The 21,246-nt window shown below is 50.7% G+C and carries 15 protein-coding genes; 8 read left to right on the top strand and 7 right to left on the bottom strand.

The window, feature by feature from the left end; genetic code table 11:
- The first annotated feature begins 22 nt into the window (after nt 1-22).
- The 4 genes from H9Q79_RS08050 (at nt 23) to H9Q79_RS08035 (ending at nt 8,281) form a co-directional block, all read left to right on the top strand.
- Nucleotides 23-523, top strand: coding sequence for a dihydrofolate reductase (locus H9Q79_RS08050; RefSeq protein WP_118646037.1), 501 nt, complete (start codon nt 23-25; stop codon nt 521-523).
- A gap of 174 nt (nt 524-697) precedes the next feature.
- Nucleotides 698-1,753, top strand: a complete 1,056-nt coding sequence (gene ispG / locus H9Q79_RS08045) for a flavodoxin-dependent (E)-4-hydroxy-3-methylbut-2-enyl-diphosphate synthase (protein WP_249329591.1) — start codon at nt 698-700, stop codon at nt 1,751-1,753.
- A gap of 36 nt (nt 1,754-1,789) precedes the next feature.
- Nucleotides 1,790-6,295 (top strand): PolC-type DNA polymerase III, encoded by a 4,506-nt coding sequence (locus tag H9Q79_RS08040; protein ID WP_249329590.1) that lies wholly within the window; start codon nt 1,790-1,792, stop codon nt 6,293-6,295.
- 33 nt (nt 6,296-6,328) lie between these two features.
- Nucleotides 6,329-8,281 carry a fructose-1,6-bisphosphatase gene (locus tag H9Q79_RS08035; RefSeq protein WP_118646035.1) on the top strand — a complete coding sequence of 651 codons (1,953 nt, stop codon included), beginning with the start codon at nt 6,329-6,331 and terminating at the stop codon, nt 8,279-8,281.
- A 71-nt stretch (nt 8,282-8,352) separates the two neighbouring features.
- On the opposite strand, the gene H9Q79_RS08030 is transcribed toward H9Q79_RS08035, so the two are convergent.
- From H9Q79_RS08030 to H9Q79_RS08020, 3 genes are all read right to left on the bottom strand, one after another.
- A complete protein-coding gene (locus tag H9Q79_RS08030) occupies nt 8,353-8,547 on the bottom strand; it encodes a hypothetical protein (RefSeq protein ID WP_118646033.1) in 195 nt (64 codons plus the stop codon).
- Nucleotides 8,548-8,589: 42 nt separating this feature from the next.
- Complete coding sequence (locus tag H9Q79_RS08025; RefSeq protein WP_249329589.1) at nt 8,590-9,891, bottom strand: SLC13 family permease; 1,302 nt, start codon at nt 9,889-9,891, stop codon at nt 8,590-8,592.
- Between the two features lie 264 nt (nt 9,892-10,155).
- Nucleotides 10,156-10,884, bottom strand: coding sequence for a GntR family transcriptional regulator (locus tag H9Q79_RS08020; RefSeq protein ID WP_118646029.1), 729 nt, complete (start codon nt 10,882-10,884; stop codon nt 10,156-10,158).
- Nucleotides 10,885-11,297: 413 nt separating this feature from the next.
- Between H9Q79_RS08020 and H9Q79_RS08015 the strand changes: the two genes are divergently transcribed.
- The 4 genes from H9Q79_RS08015 (at nt 11,298) to H9Q79_RS08000 (ending at nt 15,753) form a co-directional block, all read left to right on the top strand.
- The gene (locus H9Q79_RS08015) at nt 11,298-12,371 is read left to right on the top strand and encodes a uroporphyrinogen decarboxylase family protein (RefSeq protein WP_118646027.1); all 1,074 of its coding nucleotides are present in this window, start codon (nt 11,298-11,300) and stop codon (nt 12,369-12,371) included.
- Nucleotides 12,372-12,426: 55 nt separating this feature from the next.
- Nucleotides 12,427-13,821, top strand: a complete 1,395-nt coding sequence (locus tag H9Q79_RS08010) for an MFS transporter (protein WP_118646025.1) — start codon at nt 12,427-12,429, stop codon at nt 13,819-13,821.
- Nucleotides 13,822-13,838: 17 nt separating this feature from the next.
- Nucleotides 13,839-14,906 carry a uroporphyrinogen decarboxylase family protein gene (locus tag H9Q79_RS08005; protein WP_147371462.1) on the top strand — a complete coding sequence of 356 codons (1,068 nt, stop codon included), beginning with the start codon at nt 13,839-13,841 and terminating at the stop codon, nt 14,904-14,906.
- Between the two features lie 61 nt (nt 14,907-14,967).
- Nucleotides 14,968-15,753, top strand: coding sequence for an arylamine N-acetyltransferase family protein (locus H9Q79_RS08000; RefSeq protein ID WP_249329588.1), 786 nt, complete (start codon nt 14,968-14,970; stop codon nt 15,751-15,753).
- Nucleotides 15,754-15,770: 17 nt separating this feature from the next.
- Here the strand turns inward: H9Q79_RS08000 and H9Q79_RS07995 are convergent, their stop codons facing one another.
- Genes H9Q79_RS07995 through H9Q79_RS07980 form a run of 4 tightly spaced genes read right to left on the bottom strand, consistent with a single transcriptional unit; the run spans nt 15,771 to nt 21,037 of the window.
- Complete coding sequence (locus tag H9Q79_RS07995) at nt 15,771-16,508, bottom strand: GntR family transcriptional regulator (RefSeq protein WP_118646017.1); 738 nt, start codon at nt 16,506-16,508, stop codon at nt 15,771-15,773.
- Nucleotides 16,509-16,523: 15 nt separating this feature from the next.
- On the bottom strand, nt 16,524-17,939 hold the full coding sequence (locus H9Q79_RS07990; protein WP_118646015.1) for a sensor histidine kinase: 1,416 nt from the start codon (nt 17,937-17,939) through the stop codon (nt 16,524-16,526).
- Nucleotides 17,939-18,643: a response regulator gene (locus H9Q79_RS07985; protein WP_118646013.1), complete on the bottom strand. Its 705-nt coding sequence runs from the start codon at nt 18,641-18,643 to the stop codon at nt 17,939-17,941. Before H9Q79_RS07985 ends, H9Q79_RS07990 begins: the two co-directional genes overlap by 1 nt.
- Before the next feature lie 15 nt (nt 18,644-18,658).
- On the bottom strand, nt 18,659-21,037 hold the full coding sequence (locus H9Q79_RS07980) for an endonuclease MutS2 (RefSeq protein ID WP_249329587.1): 2,379 nt from the start codon (nt 21,035-21,037) through the stop codon (nt 18,659-18,661).
- Nucleotides 21,038-21,246 lie beyond the last annotated feature (209 nt).

Below are 21,246 nucleotides of genomic sequence, written 5' to 3'. Positions count from 1 at the left end.
TGAGGTGAGGAGGACTTTAAGCATGAATGCTATCTTATCGGCCGACAGGAATTGGGGGATCGGCTATCAGAATAAGCTTCTGATCAGCATACCTTCCGACATGAAATTTTTCCGTCAGAAAACCTCCGGCCATGTGGTTGTAATGGGAAGGAAGACATTGGAGAGCTTTCCTGGCGGGCTGCCGCTGAAGAATCGTGTGAATATTGTGCTGACCAGGGATGAGAGCTACCAGGCGCCGGGCGCGGTGCTGGTTCACAGCCGGGAGGCGCTTCTGGAAGAAGTAAAACAGTATGACACACAGGATGTCTATGTGATCGGCGGCGGAGCAGTTTATGAAATGCTGCTGCCGTATTGCGATACTGCCTATGTGACCAAGATTGATTTCGCTTATCAGGCGGACACATGGTTTCCCAATCTGGATGAAATGCCTGAGTGGAGACTGGCGGAGGAGAGCGAGGAGCAGACCTGCTTTGACATAGAATTTACATTCAGAAAGTATATCCGCAAGGCAGGCAAGCTGTAATAGCTGACCTGGTGGACAGGGGAGCAGCCCGCACTGTTTCTCAAGGTATCAGCGGGTTGAAATGAGGCTGGACGAAGGCATGTCTGCCGCCAGGATCATAAAATCGGATGATTGGAACAGGCTGGAGGACGGAAGATAGAAAGCGGCTTCCGTCTTTCTTTGAAAGGATTCGGGATGGAGAGGACAAGGACAAAGGTTGTAAAAATAGGGAACAGGCTGATCGGCGGGGGGAATCCCATACTGATCCAGTCTATGACCAATACGAAGACGGAACAGGTAGAGGCTACTGTGGCTCAGATCCGGGCGTTGGAGGCGGCGGGCTGTGATATCATCCGCTGCGCAGTGCCCACCATGGAGGCGGCGGAAGCGCTGAAAGAGATACGGAAGAGAATTTCCATTCCGCTTGTGGCTGATATTCATTTTGACTATAAGCTGGCCCTGGCTGCTATCAGACATGGAGCCGATAAAATCAGGATCAATCCGGGCAATATCGGGAGCCGTGAGAGGGTGCGTGCTGTGACGGAGGCAGCCAAAGAGCGGAATATCCCTATTCGGGTAGGTGTCAACAGCGGATCGCTGGAAAAGGAGCTTCTGGAGAAGTATGGCGGGGTGACAGCGGAAGGGCTAGTGGAAAGCGCCTTGAATCAAGCTGCTTTGATCGAGGATATGGGTTATGACAATCTAGTGATCAGTATCAAAGCCTCAGATGTGATGATGTGCGCCCGTGCCCATGAACTGATTGCCTCCAGGACAGATCACCCGCTTCATGTGGGGATCACGGAGGCGGGGACACTCTATTCCGGCAATATTAAGTCGGCTGTGGGATTGGGTATCATTCTGTATCAGGGGATCGGGGATACGGTCCGGGTGTCTCTGACCGGCGATCCGCTGGAGGAGGTCAAATCCGCCAAGCGGATTCTGAAGACGCTGGGGCTGCGGAAGGGCGGCATTGAGGTGGTTTCCTGTCCGACCTGCGGCAGGACGCAGATAGACCTGATCGGCCTGGCCAACCAGGTGGAAACCATGGTCCAGGAGATCCCGCTGGATATCAAGGTGGCCGTCATGGGCTGCGTGGTTAACGGGCCGGGTGAGGCCAGGGAGGCGGATATCGGAATTGCCGGCGGCAAAGGCGTCGGGCTGCTGATTAAGAAGGGCGAGATTGTCAGGAAAGTCCCGGAGGGCGAGCTTGTGGAAGCCCTGCGGGAAGAGCTGTTGCACTGGCAGAGATAAGCTGCTGTACCGGCAGGGATGAGGTTAAAAGTATTTATGGATGTTACCGGTAAAGATTTTATGGCTGTATTTCCCCGGCTGGAGGCTGAGGGAGAGCTGGCAGAGCTTCTGGGGACGATGCAGGTGGCGCGGGTTTCCATTAACAAAAAGAAAGATCTGCTGAGAGTCTATGTGGTGAGCAGCCAGTGGATTCACAAAAAGTACATATACAGGCTGGAGGAAGAGATCAGAAGCCAGCTTTTTTCAGGTGCGCCGCTGCGGGTAAAGATAATTGAAAAATTCTATCTTTCCAGGCAGTATACACCGGAACGCCTGTTAGAGGTGTACCGTTCAAGCATTTTGCTGGAACTGAAAAATTATAATGTGCTGCTGTTCCATCTCTTTCGTACGGCGCGGATCTCCTTCCCGGCAGAGGATTCCATGGTTTTGGAGCTGAATGATTCCGTCATCGCCCATGAGAAGGAAGACGAGCTGTACCGCATATTGGAAAAGGTGTTTAATGAGCGCTGCGGGCTGCCGCTGAAGATCCGGATGGAATTCTATCAGAGGGAGAACAGCAGGGTATTGCAGGACAGTGAGCTTCAGATGCGGGCGGCTGCCCGCCACGTGGCGGAGCATACGAAGCTGGCGGAGGAGGAACAGCAGGGTAACCAGGGGAAGCAGGAAGAAAAAGAGGCTTCCGGCGGAAGGAAGAATACCAGGACTCATGGAAAAAGCCGGCGGGGAGGCAGTAAGGATGATCTGCCGCTGAAGCGCTCTGCCAGCCCGGATGTGCTGTACGGAAGAGATTTTGAAGATGACAGCGTTCCCATAGACAGTATTGAAGGGGCCATAGGAGATGTGGTCATCCGGGGCGAGATATTGAGCTTTGACAGCCGTGAATTGAGAAATGAGAGAGGAATTTTGATTTTTTCAGTGACGGATGATACGGATACCATCGTGGTTAAGATATTTGTAAAGGCAGAACAGATCAAGGAAATGTCCGGCGTTTTGAAAAAAGGCACCTTTGTCAAAGTGAAGGGCAAGGTCATGACAGACGCTTTTGATCATGAGCTGACAATCACGTCAGTGTGGGGCATCCGGAAAATATCCGGTTTCCGGGAGGGACGCCACGACAACAGCCCGATAAAACGGGTGGAGCTGCACTGCCATACGAAAATGAGCGATATGGACGGCGTGACCGATGCGGCGGCTCTGGTAAAGCGCGCCTACGAATGGGGCCATCCGGCCATTGCGATCACGGATCATGGGGTTGTGCAGGCATTTCCGGAGGCGAATCATGCCATGGAGGACATTGACAATAAGTACCGTGCCAGATATCAGGAAGAGCATCCGGAGGTCACAAAGGATGAACTGAAAAAGATTTCCGCGCCCTTTAAAGTGATTTACGGGATGGAGGCGTACCTGGTGGACGATCTGAAGGGGATTGTGACCGGGAGCAGAGGGCAGAGCCTGGATGATCCTTTTGTGGTCTTTGACATTGAGACGACGGGTTTTTCACCCATGAGCTGTAAGATCATAGAGATAGGAGCTGTGCGGGTGGAGGAGGGGAAAATAACGGAACGTTTTTCTACCTTCGTGAATCCTGAAGTCCCAATTCCTTTCCGGATTGAGAACCTGACAGGGATCAATGACAATATGGTGCTTCCGGCGCCCACCATTGACCGGGTGCTTCCAGATTTCCTGTCCTTCTGCCGTGGGGCCGTGATGGTCGCCCATAATGCGGGCTTTGATATGAGCTTTATCGAGAAGAACTGTGAGGATCTGGGAATCCAGCAGGAGTTCACCGTGGCGGACACGGTGGCCATGGCGCGCTATCTGCTGCCGGGACTGAACCGTTTTAAGCTGGATACGGTGGCTAAGGCGGTAGGCGTGCCCCTGGACAACCACCACCGGGCGGTGGACGATGCCGCCTGTACGGCAGAGATTTTCGTGAAATTCGTACATATGCTGAAGGAGCGGGATATTACAGATCTGGACCGGCTGAATGAAGAGGGAGCCGTCTCAGAGAATACGGTCCGGAAGCTCCCCACTTACCATGCGATTGTTCTGGCCAAGGGTGAGACGGGGCGTGTGAACCTTTACAGGCTGGTATCGGAATCTCATCTGAAGTATTATAACCGCCGCCCCAGGATGCCCAAGAGCCTGTATTTGAAATACCAGGAGGGGCTGATGATCGGATCGGCCTGTGAGGCCGGAGAATTGTATCAGGCTTTGCTTCGGGGAGTGCCTGAGCCGGAAATCGCGAGAATTGTTGATTTCTACGATTATCTGGAAATCCAGCCGGTGGGCAACAATGCGTTTATGATCCGGGACGATAACAATGAGGTCGTAAAAAACGAAAATGATATCAGAGATCTGAACCGGAAAATCGTCAAGCTGGGAGAGCAATTCCGGAAGCCGGTGGTGGCAACCTGTGACGTACATTTCATGGACCCAAGGGATGAGGTCTATCGCCGTATCATCATGTATGGCAAAGGCTTTGACGATGCAGACCAGCAGGCGCCCCTCTATCTGCGGACGACGGAGGAGATGCTGGAGGAATTCTCCTATCTGGGCAGCGAGAAGGCACAGGAAATTGTCATCCACAACCCTCAGATGATCGCAGACCAGTGTGAGAAGATATCTCCGATCCGGAATGGAAAATTCCCCCCTGTTATTGAGAACTCCGACCAGGATCTGAGGGATATCTGTTACAATCGGGCCCATGAATTATATGGGGAGAAGCTTCCCGGGATTGTGGAAGCGCGGCTGGAACGGGAGCTGAATTCGATCATTTCCAACGGCTACGCGGTTATGTACATCATCGCGCAGAAGCTGGTGTGGAAGTCCAATGAGGACGGGTATCTGGTTGGCTCCCGGGGTTCGGTAGGATCTTCTTTTGTGGCTACCATGGCCGGGATCACGGAGGTGAATCCGCTCAGCCCTCACTATCTCTGTGAATCCTGTCATTATGTTGATTTTGATTCGGAAGAGGTCAGGGCATATGCGGGCCGTGCAGGCTGCGATATGCCGGACAAGAACTGTCCCGTCTGCGGGAAGCCGCTGCAGAAGCTGGGATTTGACATTCCCTTTGAGACCTTTCTGGGATTTAAGGGAAATAAAGAGCCGGATATAGACCTGAATTTTTCCGGTGAATACCAGAGTAAGGCCCACAAATATACGGAGGTAATCTTTGGCGCCGGGCAGACCTTCCGGGCGGGAACCATCGGCACGCTGGCGGATAAAACAGCGTTTGGCTATGTGAAGAATTATTACGAGGAGAGGGGGGTCCACAAGAGGAACTGTGAGATTGACCGCATCGTAGGGGGGTGTACCGGAATCCGGAGGACGACCGGGCAGCATCCCGGCGGGATTATCGTGCTTCCCTTCGGTGAGGACATTAATTCCTTTACGCCGGTCCAGCATCCCGCCAATGATAATACGACCGATATCGTGACGACTCATTTTGATTACCATTCTATTGACTCCAATCTGCTGAAGCTGGATATTCTGGGACACGATGACCCTACGATGATCCGTATGCTGGAGGATCTGACGGGGACAGATGCTACGGCGGTGCCACTGGATGAGCAGAGGGTCATGTCACTGTTTAAAAGTACAGAAGCTTTGGGGATACAGCCTTCGGATATCGGCGGCTGTCCCCTGGGATGTCTGGGCATCCCGGAATTCGGCACGGATTTCGTCATTCAGATGCTTCAGGATACGAAGCCTCAGTCTTTTTCCGATCTGATACGGATTTCCGGCCTGTCCCACGGTACCGACGTGTGGCTGGGCAACGCGCAGACTCTGATTGAAGAAGGGAAAGCAACGATATCTACGGCAATCTGTACCCGTGATGATATTATGACCTATCTGATCCAGAAGAATCTGGAAAGTGAGCTGGCTTTTACAATCATGGAGAGTGTCCGCAAGGGCAAGGGCCTGAAACCGGAATGGGAGAAGGAGATGAAGGCCCATGATGTGCCGGACTGGTACATCTGGTCCTGTAAGAAGATTAAATATATGTTCCCGAAGGCTCACGCGGCGGCCTATGTCATGATGGCATACAGGATCGCCTGGTATAAAATCTATCAGCCGCTGGCCTATTACGCAGCTTACTTTTCGATCCGTGCCTCGGCGTTCTCCTACGAGCTGATGTGCATGGGGAGAGAACGTCTGGAATACTACATGGAGGAATACCAGAAGCGCTGGGATACACTGTCGAAGAAGGAGCAGGATACGTATAAAGATATGAAAATCGTGCAGGAGATGTACGCCCGCGGGTATGAGTTCGTACCTGTGGACTTATACGAGGCCAAGGCTCACCGGTTCCAGATCGTGGGCGACAAGCTGATGCCTGCTTTGGATACGATTGAAGGCCTGGGGGATAAGGCGGCTGACGCTGTGGTTCTGGCTGCCAGGGACGGAAAATTCCTGTCGAAGGATGACTTCAGGAACCGGACGAAGGTCAGTAAGACCGTCATTGACCTGATGAGTGATCTGGGAATCTTCGGTGATCTGCCAGAGTCAAACCAGATTTCCCTGTTTGATTTTCAATGAGACAGAAATTACTGAATACGGAGGTAAGGGAGCATGAAAGAACATTTGGAACTGCGTTATCTGCAGAGGCTGGCGGAGCTGTACCCCACCATTGCGAAGGCGTCGACAGAGATCATCAACCTGCAGTCCATACTGAACCTGCCCAAAGGCACGGAGCATTTTATTACAGATATCCACGGAGAATATGAAGCATTTTCCCACGTGCTGAAAAATGGTTCCGGTTCTGTGAAAAAGAAGATAGACGACGTGTTCGGCCACACGCTGAGCGCCGCCGATAAGAATGCGCTGGCGACTCTGATCTATTATCCGAAGGAAAAGATGGATCTGGTGGCTAAAAAGGAAAAGCATATGGACGACTGGTACCGGATTACTCTGTACCGGCTGATTGAGATCTGCAAGACCGTGGCTTCCAAATATACCCGTTCTAAGGTAAGGAAAGCTTTGCCGAAGGATTTTGCCTATGTCATAGAAGAGCTGATAACGGAAAAATCTGAGGTGTTGGACAAGGAGGCTTATTACAACGCGATTGTGGATACCATCATCAACATCGGCCGCGCGGAGGAATTTATCGTGGCTCTCAGCGAGCTGATCCAGCGGCTGGTCATCGACCACTTGCATATCCTGGGCGATATATACGACAGGGGGCCGGGACCGGACAGGATCATGGATAAGCTGTTGAATTATCACACGCTGGACATCCAGTGGGGAAATCACGATATCCTGTGGATGGGCGCCGCTTCGGGCCAGCAGGCGTGTATTGCCACTGTCCTCAGAAACTGTGCGAGATACGGTAATCTGGACATCCTGGAGGACGGATACGGCATTAATATGCTGCCGCTGGCTACGCTGGCCCTGGAGGTATATAAGGATGATCCCTGCACGTTGTTTAAGATTAAAGGAGAGGCCAATTACAACAAGGCGGAAGATGAGCTGAATATGAAGATGCATAAGGCGATTACGATTATTCAGTTTAAGCTGGAAGGCCAGCTGATCGCAAGACGAAAAAGCTTCGCTATGGAAGAGAGGCGATTGCTGGACAAGATCGATTATGAAAAGGGAACCATTCTTCTGGACGGAGAGACATATCCCATGCTGGATACCAATTTTCCCACCATTGACCCGAAGAATCCCTATAAGCTGACGGAGATGGAGAAAAATGTGATTGAAAGGCTTCAGTCAGCCTTTGAGCAGTGTGAGAAGCTGCAGCAGCACATGAACCTGTTGCTGAATAAAGGGAGCCTCTACAAGGTATTCAATAACAATCTCCTGTATCATGGCTGCCTGCCCATGGATGAGAACGGGAAATTCGTGAAGGTCAACATATATGGCAAGAATTACTCGGGAAAGGCTTTGTATGATATTTTGGAGATGTACGTCCGCAAGGCGTTTTTCGCCATTGATGATACGGAGAGGGAAAAGGGCAGGGATATTCTCTGGTTCATCTGGAGCAACCGGAATTCCCCTCTGTTCGGCAAGGACAAAATGGCTACCTTTGAGCGGTATTTTCTGGCGGATCCGGCGACGCATGTGGAGAAAAAGAATCCTTACTATTCCAAGCAGAATGATGAGAAGGTTATGAACCGTATCCTCAGGGAATTTGGCCTGGGCAGTGACGGCCATATCGTCAACGGCCATGTGCCTGTACTTCAATGTGCGGGAGAGAGTCCTGTGAAATGCGGCGGCAAGGTGCTGGTCATCGACGGGGGATTTTCCAAAGCTTACCAGGCTAAAACCGGGATCGCGGGTTATACGCTGATTTATAATTCCTATGGGATGATGCTTGTGGCTCACAAGCCTTTTACCTCCGCGGAAGAAGCAATAGCCAATGAGACGGATATCCATTCGGAGCGGATCATGGTGGAAATGGCTCCCCACCGGATGCATGTGGGGGATACGGATAACGGGAAAGCACTGAAGGAGAGGATTGAAGAGCTGGAAGAGCTGCTGGCGGCGTACCGGAGCGGCCTGATTATTGAAAAACCATGAGCGAGGACAGAGAAAGATCCGCCGGGTAAGAGAAGGCCGGCGGATCTTTCTCTGTATTGTTTTGCATTGAATCATTTTTTCCGCGCGTTGTTGATATAATTGAGCGTCGGCGAGATTCCGATCAGACAAAGCAGAGCGCAGCCCATGGATGCCAGCATGTAAACCATATTGTTTTCAATATTCCGGATAAAAATGGATGCAATGATTCCGCCTGCCACAAGTAACAGTCCGGGTAATACAAAGGGTGCGCGTATATATTTTTTCATCAATAGTTCCTCCTTGAATCATAGACGGCCGGAGCCGGGACTTTACAGTATGCCGTATGCGCCTGTTGCCATCAGGATGACAGGTACAATAAAGAGCAGGCAGGTGAGCAGAAATTGTTTTCCAAAGATCCTGTCGCGTGTTTGGGCGTCCGGTATACAGGAGAGGATGAAGGAACCGGCTGTGGAAAACGGCGAGGTGCAGGTCATGACGGCTCCAATAGTGAGCGCCGATGCCAGTGCCGCCGGTGAGTGTCCTCCTGCGGCCGCAATGGAAAGGACCACCGGGAGAAACAGTGGGACTACTACCGACATGGCCCCGCTGAAGAAGCTCATGAATCCTCCCAGCAGCACCAGGGCGCATCCGATCACTGTCTCGGACAGGTTTACGCTGAGAAGGTCTGTAATAGTATCAAAGACGCCGGTCTGTGTTGTTATGCCCAGCAGCATACATACGCCGCACACTAGGATGATAGTGTTCCATGGAACGGAATGAAGCAGAATCTTTTTCTCATCCCCCAGATTCAGCAGGGCGCAGATCACAGCGCCGACGATAGACAGCATCTGAATATCGAACAGTCCGGCGAATTGGCGGGCGGCATCCAGAGGATGCAGCGTGTTCACAATGGCGGGAAGCAGCACCAGAGCCAGCACAATACCGAGAATTAAAAGGGTTTTCCGCTGTACGGAATTGAATTTTTCGGGTTTTTTAATCTCGCAGGGTATGGCATGGTGACCTTTGAAAATAAAGTATACAATCAGCAGTGCCAAAAATCCGGTGAAGAAGAGATTCAGGCACACCTTCAGGGGAATGGATGCAGCTTCCGACGCAAAAGGAGTGCTTTCGATGATTCCCCGGATGATCAGGCCGCCCTGTCCCCAAGGGACCAGAGAACCGGCGCCGGAGCCAAGGCAAATGAGCACCAGCATGATCAGATAGTGAATTCCTGTGCTCGCGCCGATGATAATGCAGACCGGGGCGAGAAAAGAAGAAATAGCCGGAGCGCTGGCTCCCATGACTGCCAGTCCAAAGGCCAGCAAATACAGGATAAAGGGCAGGAATTTTGTTTTGTTGCGGAAACGGTAGATGATGTGATCGGCGATAATCTGCAACGTACCGTTCTGTATCGCATAACCGTAGAAAAAACATACGGAAAACAACAGGAACAGCATCTTAACCGGAAATTGTGCCACCACGTCTTTAACCGGAAGTCCCATGAGGAAACAGCCGATGAGATAGGCAAAAGCCATAGCAAGGACGCCGGTGTTCAGCTTGCGCCGGTATGAAATTAGAATAGAAATCGCAAAAGCAGCCAGGCAGATGACTGCCATAGCGGTAGAGTTCATAGCTTTACCTCAGCCTTCTGCTTTGGTAAATGGGGATCGGCCGTATTGCTGAGAGAATTATAGCATATTTATAATTAAATGACAAGTTATCTAACTTGTACATAAAATATTTGTGAAAAATACACAAATACAGCTGCATTTGCAAAAAAAAACAATTCTTAAAACTCACCTGGATTTAGGAATTGTTTTTTTATTGCATAGAATGTGTAAAGGAAAGCAGCTCTGCGGCTGACATCTGTGCATGATTTGCCTTAGCCTCTACGCCTAATGGGAGGTGTATCCGGCGTCCACAGCGCTGTTGGCGTATATTTCTTTCGAATGGTTGATTTCATATCGCATATAGAGTTCGGCCTCTTCCGGGCTCCGGCGCTGGATGGCTCCGATAATACACTGGTGCAGAGGAGCGATGAAGTCCGCGTAATTTCCGCGCCGGTCGCTGGAATAGACCAGATCGGATCTTAAAATGCGCATGATATTGCGCAGTTCAACAATTTCCTTATATAGAAACTGGTTTCCGGAAAATTTGGCGATCAGCAGATGAAACTGCATATGAAGATCTCTGACTCCGTAGACATTCAGCTGGTTCGAGGAATCCGGCAGATCTGTGTAGGTGGCGATCGCGTCGTTGATTTCTGTCAATGTAGACAGGTCATCTTCAGAAATGCCCTGACTAGCGGCCAGATAGGCGGCTTTTCCCTCTAGAAATTCAATGAGGAACAACAGGTCTGTCTTTTCTTTCGTGGAATAGTCCTGAATGCCCAGGTTGCTTTTGGTAATATTTTGAAGCAAACCTTCATTACGCAGCCGTGCCAGAGCTACGCGGACTGGAGTGCGGCTGATGCCTAGAGCCTTCGCAATACCTTCCTCGGTGAACTTTTCTCCGGCCGGTACCTGGCCGGAAAAAATGCTGTCCCGGACAATCCGGTAGATCTTTAAATGGGCTGGTTTGAAGTCTTTATACATATCCACAATTTCCTGTGGAAACTGAATCATAAAAACCACCCTCCTTTCTGCAGATTTATTTAAGAAAATAGGAGTGTCTTTTTATATTCTAACATAGTTTATTCATATGTAAATCAATATCTTAAAAAAAAGTATACATATAAAAAAACAAAGGAAGAAAAATAAATTTGTATACATTTAATCCTTTTATGTTCTTTATATATTTTGCTGAAAATAGAAAATGTATACATTTTTGGATTGACAGATTCCGTACAGCAAGATTAAGATAGAGTCAGAAACAGGGATGCAGCTGATGCACGGCAGCTTTTAAAACAACGGACTGTTCTTTACAGCATTAAAAATATGGCTTTGGTGATGGGGATCACCTGTAAAGAACGATCGGGCAGGGAAGGCGCCGTTAGGCAACAGCGGGATTTCTGAGATAAAAGGAGGCATACAGAGGTATGGGTAAAGCTTTTTCTGAGAATGAACTAAAAGTCCGCTATGTAATCCCGGGGGCAAGGGGCAGAATTGATATGCCTGTCTACGACGGTCCGGTAACGGCGGGAGAGAACATGAAAAGGGCGATTTTTGATAAAGCGCCGGTGTATATGCCTAGTTACAGGTATTATCTGAACTTTACGCCGCGGATCATACCGGACAATGAGGCAAGAGGATTTGTCATGGATGGCGGCGATCCCGTCAGGCATCCGGAAGGATTCCGGGATATGTTCGGAATCAACTGGATCTTCGTAGAGGTGGCGGGCGGCTCCATGGTTGAGCCGGGTAATCCGCTGATGCATGACATGAATGACTGGAAAGAGAAGGTAGTATGGCCAGACGTCGACTCTTGGGACTGGAAAGGCCAGGCGGAGCTGAGCAGAGAATTTACCTCCAATCAAGAGCTGGCTCTGGTGCCTACGATTATGACCGGGTATTTTGAACGGATGATTTCCATGATGGACTTCGAAGGGGCGGCAATGGCGCTGATTGACGAAGAGCAACAGGATGCGGTCCATGAGTTTTTAGACCGGCTGGCAGAGTTATACTGCCGGATTATTGATAAATACGTGGAATATTTTCCGATAGACGGCATCTGTGTCCATGACGACTGGGGCAGCCAGCGGGCGCCGTTCTTTTCTCTAGATACTGTCAAAGAAATGCTGGTGCCGCACATCCGGAAGGTCACGGAACATGCGCACTCTAAAGGGCTGTTTTATGATATGCACTGCTGCGGGCAGGTGGAGAACCTGATTCCGGCGATGATTGAAGCAGGTGTGGATTCCTGGTCGGGCCAGCCGATGAATGACAAAGGAAAACTTTACCACCAGTATGGCAGAGAGATCCTGATAGGCGTGGATACGCCGGATATACCGGAGGATATGCCGGAAGAGACAGTGTATGAAATAGCCAGAAAATATGCGGAAGAATTCCTGCAGCCGGGAGCGCCGGCCATGATCGGGTTTAATTCGCAAATCCTGAATCCAGTCTTTTTCGAAGCTGTCTATCGGTATTCGAGGGAAAGGCTGGCTGAATAATCAGCTGTGGAGTTGTCTGCGATTATACTCTGGAGTATAGAGGGAGGTTTATGTAATGGAAAAAAAGAAGAAAACAATGTATAGTGTGATGTCATTCCGATATGGTCTGACAAATGGTTTTTCGACTTTGATTACAACGATAGCTACTACATATTGGGCCATTTTTCTGACGGATGCGGTGGGGTTAGAGACTGGAGTGATGGCGGGGATTTTGGGAGCCGCCAGCATTATAGATATGGTTTCTGTACCGTTTATCGGCATAATCATGCAAAAAGCGAAATTTAAGTCGGGAAAATTCCGGCCCTGGCTGATTCTGGGCGCCGTCACGGCGGCAGTGTTCCGGTGGTTGTCATTTTCTGATCCGGGGCTTACAGGAGTGGGCCAGGCGGTCTGGTTTGGAGGGGCTTACATTTTAACGTATGTGGGTTATAATATCGCATTTACAGCTTTTACCGGGCTTTTACCATTAATGGCTTCAGATCCGGATGAGCGTCAGGCATATGCGGCTGCGAAAAATATCTGTAATTCTACTGGTAAGTTTGTGTTTTCTCTGTTCAGCGTATATCTGATTTCCCTGTTTGGGCAGGGGAATGATGCGATGGGATACTCGATGCTGGCTCTTTTGATCGGCGTTCTTGTTATCCTGGCCTATGTGCAGCTGTTTACAGCTACAAAAAAAATAGATGTCGTGGCTCCGAAAGCAGAGACTGCAAAAGGTGAAGTCAAAAAACCGGTGGAGGATGTCTATAAGGCTTCTCTATGGGAAATGATTAAGTACGCGATTACAAAACCGTTTTTACTGTATCTGGGAGGCGCTTCCTGTAAAGGGTCCACATATTTTATCATCACCGGCCTGGCGGCATATTATTATACCTATGTGGTTGGTGATAAGAACATGCTGACAGTATATCTGTCTCTCAGCACGTTTTTGATGATTGGCGGTTCCTTTATCATGCCGTATGTCAGCCGTCTGGTTAAGGGAGCGAAACAGACCTATATTCTCGGTCTTTCCATCTACGCAGCCTGTTTGGCACTGGCTTATTTCCTGGGCACAAACGCCGTTGTGTTTACAGTGCTAATGAGCGCCGGTTATGTGGGCTATTCAATTGCTCATGCGGCAGAGATCACGATTTATTCATCTGTTGTGGATTACACCCAGTGGAAGAGCGGCAAGGATTTGAAGCCGTTTATGATGTCTCTGTTTAATCTGGTTCCGAAAATCGGAACGACGGTGGGCAGTTTTGTAATGGGCTTTGGTCTGGTGGCTGTGGGTTTTGACAAGACTAACGTAACAGCTGGTGCGATTTCTGGCATTCGTGTGCTGTTCAGCGCACTTCCGAGCCTGCTTTTGGTGGTGGGAATTGTCCTGATGGTGTTGTTTCCGCTCACGGATGATAAGGTACGCAGCATGCAGGCAGAGATCAGAGAGAGGAAAGCAGGCCAGAAATAGAAGGTGAGTGTTTGGATATGAAATTTTCAGAGGATGAAATGAGGGTGCGCTATGTGATCCCCGGAGCACGTGGGAGGATTGATCTCCCGGTCTACGAGGCGCCGGTCACGGCGGGAGAGAATATGCTGCGGGCAATTTTTGACAAAGCACCTGTGTTCATGCCAAACTACCGCTATTTTCTGGGATTTAACCCGAGAATATTCCCAGACGCGGAAGCCAGGGCTTCCATCCGTGACGGCGGGGAACCGAAGGTTCATCCGGAAGGGTTTCCGGATATGTTCGGGATCACCTGGGTGTTCGTGGAGGTAGCGGGAGGTTCTATGGTAAAGCCAGGTGCGCCGCTGCTATCCACCATGAATGAGTGGAAGGAAAAAGTTGTTTGGCCGGATATTGATTCATGGGACTGGGAAGGGCAGAAGGCTCTCAGCCGGGAATTCGTCGCTGATCCGGAGCTGGCCGTCATGCCTACCATATATACCGGGTATTTTGAACGGATGATTTCCATGATGGATTTTGAGGGGGCGGCCATGGCGCTGATTGATGAAGATCAGCAGAAGGCTGTTCATGAATTCCTCGATAAACTGGCTGATCTGTATTGCCGGATGATTGATAAATTTGTTGAACACTTCTCCATCAGGGGAATCTGTGTTCATGACGACTGGGGCAGCCAGCGGTCACCGTTTTTCTCCCTGGAGACGGCCAGGAATATGTTTGTTCCTCATTTGCGGACGGTGGTGGATCATGCGCATGCGAAAGGGCTGTTTTACGACATGCACAGCTGCGGCCATATAGAATCCATATTTCCGGCAATCGTAGAAGCAGGTGTGGACAGCTGGGCAGGGCAGGAGATGAATGACAAAGCGGCCATGTACCGGGAATACGGTAAGGATATCCTTATTGGCGTGGAGACTCCGGATATATCAGAGGATATGCCCAGGGATGAAGTGCGTAGGGTTGCGAAAGAATATGTGGATGCCTATATGGTGCCGGGAGCGCCGGCCATGGTCGGGTATAGCTCCAAAATCTTAAATCCCTGTTTCTTTGAGGATATTTACCGTTTTTCCAGACAGAAAGTGAACGGATAGGAATTATAAGAAAGGCCTCTGCTGGTATACAAGACGCAGAGGTCTTTTTGAAAGGAGGATTATGTACGAAGAATTATATGCTCACATACCTGAACCGGAGGCATATCTAGAGCGTCTGGGAATTCCGGCTCCGTTAAAGCCCAACAGGGAATTTCTTGACAGGCTGGTCTATGCGCACCAATGCGCCGTTCCTTTTGAAAACCTGGATATCTGTGATTACCACATGCCTGTATCCCTGGCGATACCTGCGCTGTATGATAAAATAGTCCTCCGGAAGAGGGGAGGATATTGTTTCGAACTGAATGGCCTGTTTACGCAGCTTCTAAAGGATCTGGGCTATCGCGCATGGTCCTGTATGTGCCGGATTGTACGCGGGAGAGATTACCTGCCGCCAATCATGCACAGAGGCGTGGTGGCAGAGGTGGAAGGGGAACTGTACTACTGTGACGTGGGGTTTGGCGGACCAGCTCCTTCCGGCGCCGTGAAGATATCGGAAGGCGGTACGACAGAATGCCGCGGAGAATTGTTCCACACGGTAAGACTGGATGACATCTGGTGGGCCCTGGACCGGACCACATCGGACGGAAGCATCGAACACGTGTTCCGGTTCTACACCATGCCGCAGGAAAATGTGGATTTTATTGCGCTGAACAATTATTGTTCCACAAGCCCTGATTCAAATTTTACCAAAAGGCGCTCAATGAATCTGAAGACGCCGGAAGGGAATTATAATCTGATGGGCAGTTTATTTACTGAAGTGAAAAATGGAAAGGCTGCGGCCCGGAATGTAGGAACTCAGACTGAATTTCTGCAGATCGCAGAGCAGTATTTCCATTTGAAGCTGTGAAGAAGCCGCGAAGAGGTTTAACGCCCGATCAGATAAGGGTTTTTGTAGCTGTTAAAATATTTGGATCTGGAACGGATGACATCTGTATACATCCATGCCCGCGCGCTTTCAGGCTCACGGTTTTCGATGGCGCTGATGATTTCCTCGTGACAGGGGACAATGATCGTGCGGTAGTAGCTGCTGGGAGTCTGGTCTCTGGGGAATGATTCCAGGGACGAGTATTGGCGCAGCTTTGTTCGAAGTTTAGCCACTGTCTGATAGAGATATTTGTTCCGGGACATCCGGGCGATCATCAGATGAAACTGGAGATGAGTGTCACGGACGCCGATCAGGTCTTTTTCAAATGCGCTGTCATATCGGAACGATTCATCTACGTTGCGCAGAATTCTGTTCAAATCTTTCAGAATCTCCAGATTTTCAGTGGAAACACCGTTTCTGGCAGCCAGGTATGCCGCGTGAGATTCCAGAAGCACGTCCAGGTCGATTATACTGTTCATGTCCTTTTTGGGAAGGTGAGGGGAATTGGCGGCAGACTTTGCGTGTTCCAGGTAGCCTTCCCTTTTTAAGTCGTCCAGAGCTCTTCGCAGAGGCGTCCGGCTGGTACCCAATTGCAGGGCGAGGGCCTCTTCCGGCATTTTTTCTTCGGCAGACAGCTCCCCGGATAAAAGTGCTTGGCGGAGTGTCAGATAAATCCGCTTGTAGGCTGGTTTGATGCTGCTGTACCGCTGTATGGTCTCTTCTGATAGGTGAAACATAACTTACCTCCTACTTTATTGCTGCTTTGTCTTATCCAGTGAAAATATAAATTCCGTCCCCGCGCCTACCGTGCTGACCACATTGATATTCTGATTGTGGGCGCTGATAATCTCTTTTACGATCGCAAGGCCCAGTCCCGTGCCCTTGCGGTCTTTTCCGCGGGAAGCGTCTATCTTGTAGAAACGGTCCCAGATCTTGGAAATGAAGGATCTGGGGATTCCGACCCCGTGATCCTTAACGGAGACAAACACTTTTCCATGCTTTTCGGTAGTTTCTACCTGAATGGTGGAATTGTTGTCGCTGAATTTGATCGCATTGTCGATCAGATTGTATAATACCTGCTGGATCTTGCCAAAATCGGCGGAAACATACAGCGTCTCGGCGGCCAGCAGCAGCTCGATGGAAATTCGTTTAGCCGTGCAGGTGCCTTCAAAGGAGGCAGCTGTGTCTTTAATCACCGCGTTAATGTCAAAGCTGGTGATGTCCAGAAAATGTCCCTTGGTATCGATATTATTCAGCGTCAGCATGCTCTTTGTCAGCTTGTTCAGACGGTCGGTCTCGAACAGTACAATGTTCAGATAGCGCTCCTGCATCTCCTGAGGGATCGTTCCGTCAAGAATGGCCTCCACGTATCCCTTGATGGAGGTCAGCGGTGAACGGAAATCGTGGGAGACATTTGCGACAAATTTACGCTGATACTCGCCCGTTTTATTCAGCTCATCAGACATATAGTTCAGCGTGCTGGCCAGATAGCCCATTTCGTCATTGGAGGGGACGTTAATATTGTAGGTCAGGTTGCCGGAGGCATATTCCTGGGCGCCGCGTATGATCCGCTTCAATGGGCGGTTAACTACGAAAGCCAGTAGGACCAGCACAGACAGGAAAATCAGGAAAAGTACGAGAAACAGCAGGTAGACTTGCGCGAGCAGGGCTTCCCGTTCCTGATAGACATCGGTCATGGGCATGTGGATGGCCACGTAGCCACGGATGTTCAGATTAGAAGTGACAGGCACCATGACGCTGAGCATGTCTGAGTCAAAATGTTGGAAAAAGCGGCCTACGGTATAATAATCTGATCCCAAGGCGATGGGATCAAAATTTTCCAGAGTCTCCGCCTGTTCACTCTCCAGATCGGCCTCTGTATTCAGAAAAATCTCTCCGTCGGTGCTGATGAGCCATATCTCCGAATTCTGAAAGTCGGAGAGGGCGGCCAGGTTGTTGTAGGTATCTTCCAGGGTGATGCCGCGGGTATAATAGCGGGCGGCCTGGTAAGAGGCAATTCTGGAGGCTTCTTTATAGAGGCTCATGCTGTGAGAATCCACCAGCTCTTTTTCCAGCAGCCGGGAACCGGCCGTGGAGATCAGTATGAAGCTTGTGATCCCGATCAGGATGTAGGCGATCAGGAATTTCCAGAATAGTTTTTTCTTCATTATGATTTGACCTCGAATTTATAGCCGATTCCCCACACGGTGCTGATGGACCAGTTGGCGTGATCCTTGATCTTTTCCCGGAGCCGCTTGATATGTACGTCCACAGTCCGGGTGTCTCCTATGTATTCATAGCCCCATATGTGGTCCAGAAGCTGTTCCCGGGTGAAGACTTGGTTGGGGGAGGAAGCCAGGAAGTAGAGAAGCTCCAGCTCCTTCGGCGGCATATCCACGGTCTCCCCCTTGTACAGAACGGAGTAGTTGGTCTGGTTGATGATCAGATCGGGATATTCAACATATTTTCCGTTGGTCTGGGAAACCGTCTGGCTGGGAGCGGGCTGAAAACGGCGGAGTACCGCCTTAACCCGCGCGACCAGCTCTTTGGAGTCAAAGGGCTTAATAATGTAATCATCCGCGCCCAGCTCCAGCCCCAGCACCTTATCAAAAATCTCTCCCTTGGCGGAAAGCATGATGATCGGTGTGTTGGACTTATGGCGGACCTCCCGGCAGACCTGGTAGCCGTCCATGCCCGGAAGCATCAGATCCAGCAGGATCAGGTTGGGCTGGAAGGTGCCAAGGACGCTGAGGGCTTCTTCGCCGTCGTTGACGATCATGCATTCAAAGCATTCTTTTGTCAGGTAAAGAGAAATGAGTTCTGCTATATTGTTATCATCATCTACGATGAGAATTTTCTGTTTGGCAACCATTCATAAAACCTCCTCTTATTTTTTAAACGTTACGATGGTGACTCCGGCATCTCCCTCGCCGAATTCGGCCAGGTGATAGTCTGAGATGTGCTTCTGAGTCCTTAAATACGCGTGAACCCCCTTGCGGAGAGCGCCCGTGCCCTTGCCATGCACGATGCGGACGCTGGGGAGATGAGCGAGATAGGCGTCGTCCAGATATTTGTCTAGTTCTGCAACGGCTTCGTCCACAGTCTTGCCCAGCAGGTTGAGCTCCGTCTTTACAGAGCTGGATTTGGACATTTTAATCTTACCGGAGCCGGTGCGGCTCATTCCGCCGCCGGTGATGACGGGTTCGTCGATCAGCTGCAGGTCGGAAATGTTCACTTTGGAACGGATGATGCCCATCTGAACGAAAAGGTTGCCCTTTGCATCCGGGCGCGTGCTGACGGTGCCCTTTACATTCATGCTCAGCACTTTTACGGAGTCACCGATTGACAGGTCCTTGGGCTTCAGGTTGGAAACCGGGCGCGGATCAGGCTTCACAGAGATTTTCTTACCTGTCTGGTCTAGCTTTTCCCGGAGGTCGGAGCGCCGTTTTTCCATCTCTTTGACGGAGATCCCGGCCTTGCCGAATTTCTGGAAATCCCGCATGGTCTGGTCGGCATATTCTTTTGCTTCCCGCAGGATGGCGTGAGCCTCTTCATTAGCCTTTTGGAGAATGCGGTCCCTCTGGGAGGTGAGTTTTTCCTGCTTTTCGGAAATCTGGCTCTTCAGGGCTTCGACCTCCGCACGGGTCTTCTCCAGCTCCTGTTGTTCCCGTTCCATGGCGATCCGGTTCTGCTCCAGGGTGGTCAGAACGTCTTCAAAGGATTCATCCTGCTCACTGATCTGTTCCCTGGCTGCCTTTATGATGTAGTCCGGCAGGCCCAGTTTGCCGGAGATGGCAAATGCGTTGCTTTTTCCTGGAACGCCGACCAGCAGACGGTAGGTGGGACGCAGTGTCTCCACGTCAAATTCACAGCAGGCGTTCTCGACTCCTTCTGTGGAAAGGGCGTAGATTTTTAATTCGCTGTAGTGAGTGGTGGCCATCGTCCGGATTCCCTGCTGGTGCAGGTGGGAGAGGATGGCGATTGCGAGGGCGGCGCCTTCCGTGGGGTCGGTTCCGGCTCCCAGCTCGTCAAAAAGTACCAGGGACTGCCGGTCTGCCTTTTCCAGGAACGAAACCACATTGGTCATGTGGGAGGAAAAGGTGCTCAGTGATTGTTCAATGCTCTGTTCATCCCCGATATCCGCGTAAATTTCCGTAAAAATGGACAGCCGGGAGCGGTCCAGAGCCGGTATGTGAAGGCCGGACTGGCCCATCAGGGACAAAAGCCCCACAGTCTTCAGTGAAACGGTTTTTCCACCGGTGTTGGGGCCTGTGACGATTAAAAGGTCAAAGGCTTCTCCAAGAGTGAGATCAATAGGGACCACCTGGCGCCTTTCAATGAGCGGATGTCTCGCTTTCCGCAGGCTGATGATCCCGTCGGTATTAAACAGCGGTTCAGTGGCGTTCATTTCCATAGCCAGGCCGGCCCGTGCGAATATGAAATCCAGTTCGACCATATTTTCCAGGTCGTACTGAAGAAGCTCTGTGTATTGGGCGGCCTGTTGGCTGAGCGTGGCCAGGATGATTTCGATCTCTTTTTCTTCCTTTAATTCCAGCTCCCGGATATCGTTGTTCAGTTTCACGATAGCCATAGGCTCCACGAAGATCGTTGAGCCTGTGGAGGACTGGTCGTGAATCATGCCGGGTACCTGGGAACGGTATTCTGATTTAACAGGGATGCAGTACCGGCCGTTCCGCATGGTAACGACGGCGTCCTGCAGGTAAGTGCGCAGGGAGCCGTTGATCAGGTTGTTCAGCTGGGTATGAATCCGGTCGCCGCTGGCCTTGATAGAACGGCGGACCTGGCGCAGGCCGGGGCTGGCGTCATCGCTGATCTCATCCTCCGCCAGGATGCAGCGGCGGATCTCTGCAGAGAGAGGGGTCAGCGGCTCCAGCGAGTCAAACAGAGGGTCCAGACTGTCGCCGGCCGTGTCAGCATTTTCATGACGTCCGTAAGATTTTACCCGGGCGGTATTTTCCAGAAGAGAGGCAATGGACAGAAGCTCTGACTGGTTCAGAGAGCTGCCGATGGCCAGGCGCTTCAGAGAGGGCCGGATGTCCCTGGCGCTGCCGAAAGAAATATGGCCCTTGCGGAACAGGCGGCTCAGCGCATCATGGGTCTGGCGCTGCATGCCCCGGACCACATTCAGGTCATCGGAGGGTGTCAGCTGCCGGCAGAGCTCCTGGCCCATGGGGGAGGAGGCGTGCTGAAGCAGCATATTGATAATTTTATGGTATTCCAGTGTTTTTAACGCTTTTTGGTTCATAATCATTTCCTTTACATTTTCTAATGTCTATTGTACTCTAAAAAACCCCAATAGAAAAGGGATTTTTGTGAGAAATTATTCATAGATTGTTCATATGTTTCTGATAAAATATTTCAGGAATATCCAGGTTTTAATAATGGGAGAAGCGCCCTGCCCCGCCTCTTCAGGCGCCGGCGCCGGGATTGCTTCCGGTATTCTTAAAATGGGGG

Source organism: Wansuia hejianensis, from assembly GCF_014337215.1.
GTDB lineage: Bacteria > Bacillota > Clostridia > Lachnospirales > Lachnospiraceae > Scatomonas > Scatomonas hejianensis.
This window is presented reverse-complemented; position numbering and strand designations above follow the sequence as displayed.

Bases quoted from the DNA above. Each gene is read 5' to 3' on its own strand.
- H9Q79_RS08050 (WP_118646037.1), top strand. From the start codon at position 23: ATGAATGCTATCTTATCGGCCGACAGGAATTGGGGGATCGGCTATCAG.
- H9Q79_RS08035 (WP_118646035.1), top strand. From the start codon at position 6,329: ATGAAAGAACATTTGGAACTGCGTTATCTGCAGAGGCTGGCGGAGCTG.
- H9Q79_RS08010 (WP_118646025.1), top strand. From the start codon at position 12,427: ATGGAAAAAAAGAAGAAAACAATGTATAGTGTGATGTCATTCCGATAT.
- H9Q79_RS08025 (WP_249329589.1), bottom strand. From the start codon at position 9,891: ATGAACTCTACCGCTATGGCAGTCATCTGCCTGGCTGCTTTTGCGATT.
- H9Q79_RS08020 (WP_118646029.1), bottom strand. From the start codon at position 10,884: ATGATTCAGTTTCCACAGGAAATTGTGGATATGTATAAAGACTTCAAA.
- H9Q79_RS08040 (WP_249329590.1), top strand. From the start codon at position 1,790: ATGGATGTTACCGGTAAAGATTTTATGGCTGTATTTCCCCGGCTGGAG.
- H9Q79_RS07980 (WP_249329587.1), bottom strand. From the start codon at position 21,037: ATGAACCAAAAAGCGTTAAAAACACTGGAATACCATAAAATTATCAAT.
- H9Q79_RS08000 (WP_249329588.1), top strand. From the start codon at position 14,968: ATGTACGAAGAATTATATGCTCACATACCTGAACCGGAGGCATATCTA.
- H9Q79_RS07995 (WP_118646017.1), bottom strand. From the start codon at position 16,508: ATGTTTCACCTATCAGAAGAGACCATACAGCGGTACAGCAGCATCAAA.
- H9Q79_RS08015 (WP_118646027.1), top strand. From the start codon at position 11,298: ATGGGTAAAGCTTTTTCTGAGAATGAACTAAAAGTCCGCTATGTAATC.
- H9Q79_RS07985 (WP_118646013.1), bottom strand. From the start codon at position 18,643: ATGGTTGCCAAACAGAAAATTCTCATCGTAGATGATGATAACAATATA.
- H9Q79_RS07990 (WP_118646015.1), bottom strand. From the start codon at position 17,939: ATGAAGAAAAAACTATTCTGGAAATTCCTGATCGCCTACATCCTGATC.
- H9Q79_RS08030 (WP_118646033.1), bottom strand. From the start codon at position 8,547: ATGAAAAAATATATACGCGCACCCTTTGTATTACCCGGACTGTTACTT.
- H9Q79_RS08005 (WP_147371462.1), top strand. From the start codon at position 13,839: ATGAAATTTTCAGAGGATGAAATGAGGGTGCGCTATGTGATCCCCGGA.
- ispG (WP_249329591.1), top strand. From the start codon at position 698: ATGGAGAGGACAAGGACAAAGGTTGTAAAAATAGGGAACAGGCTGATC.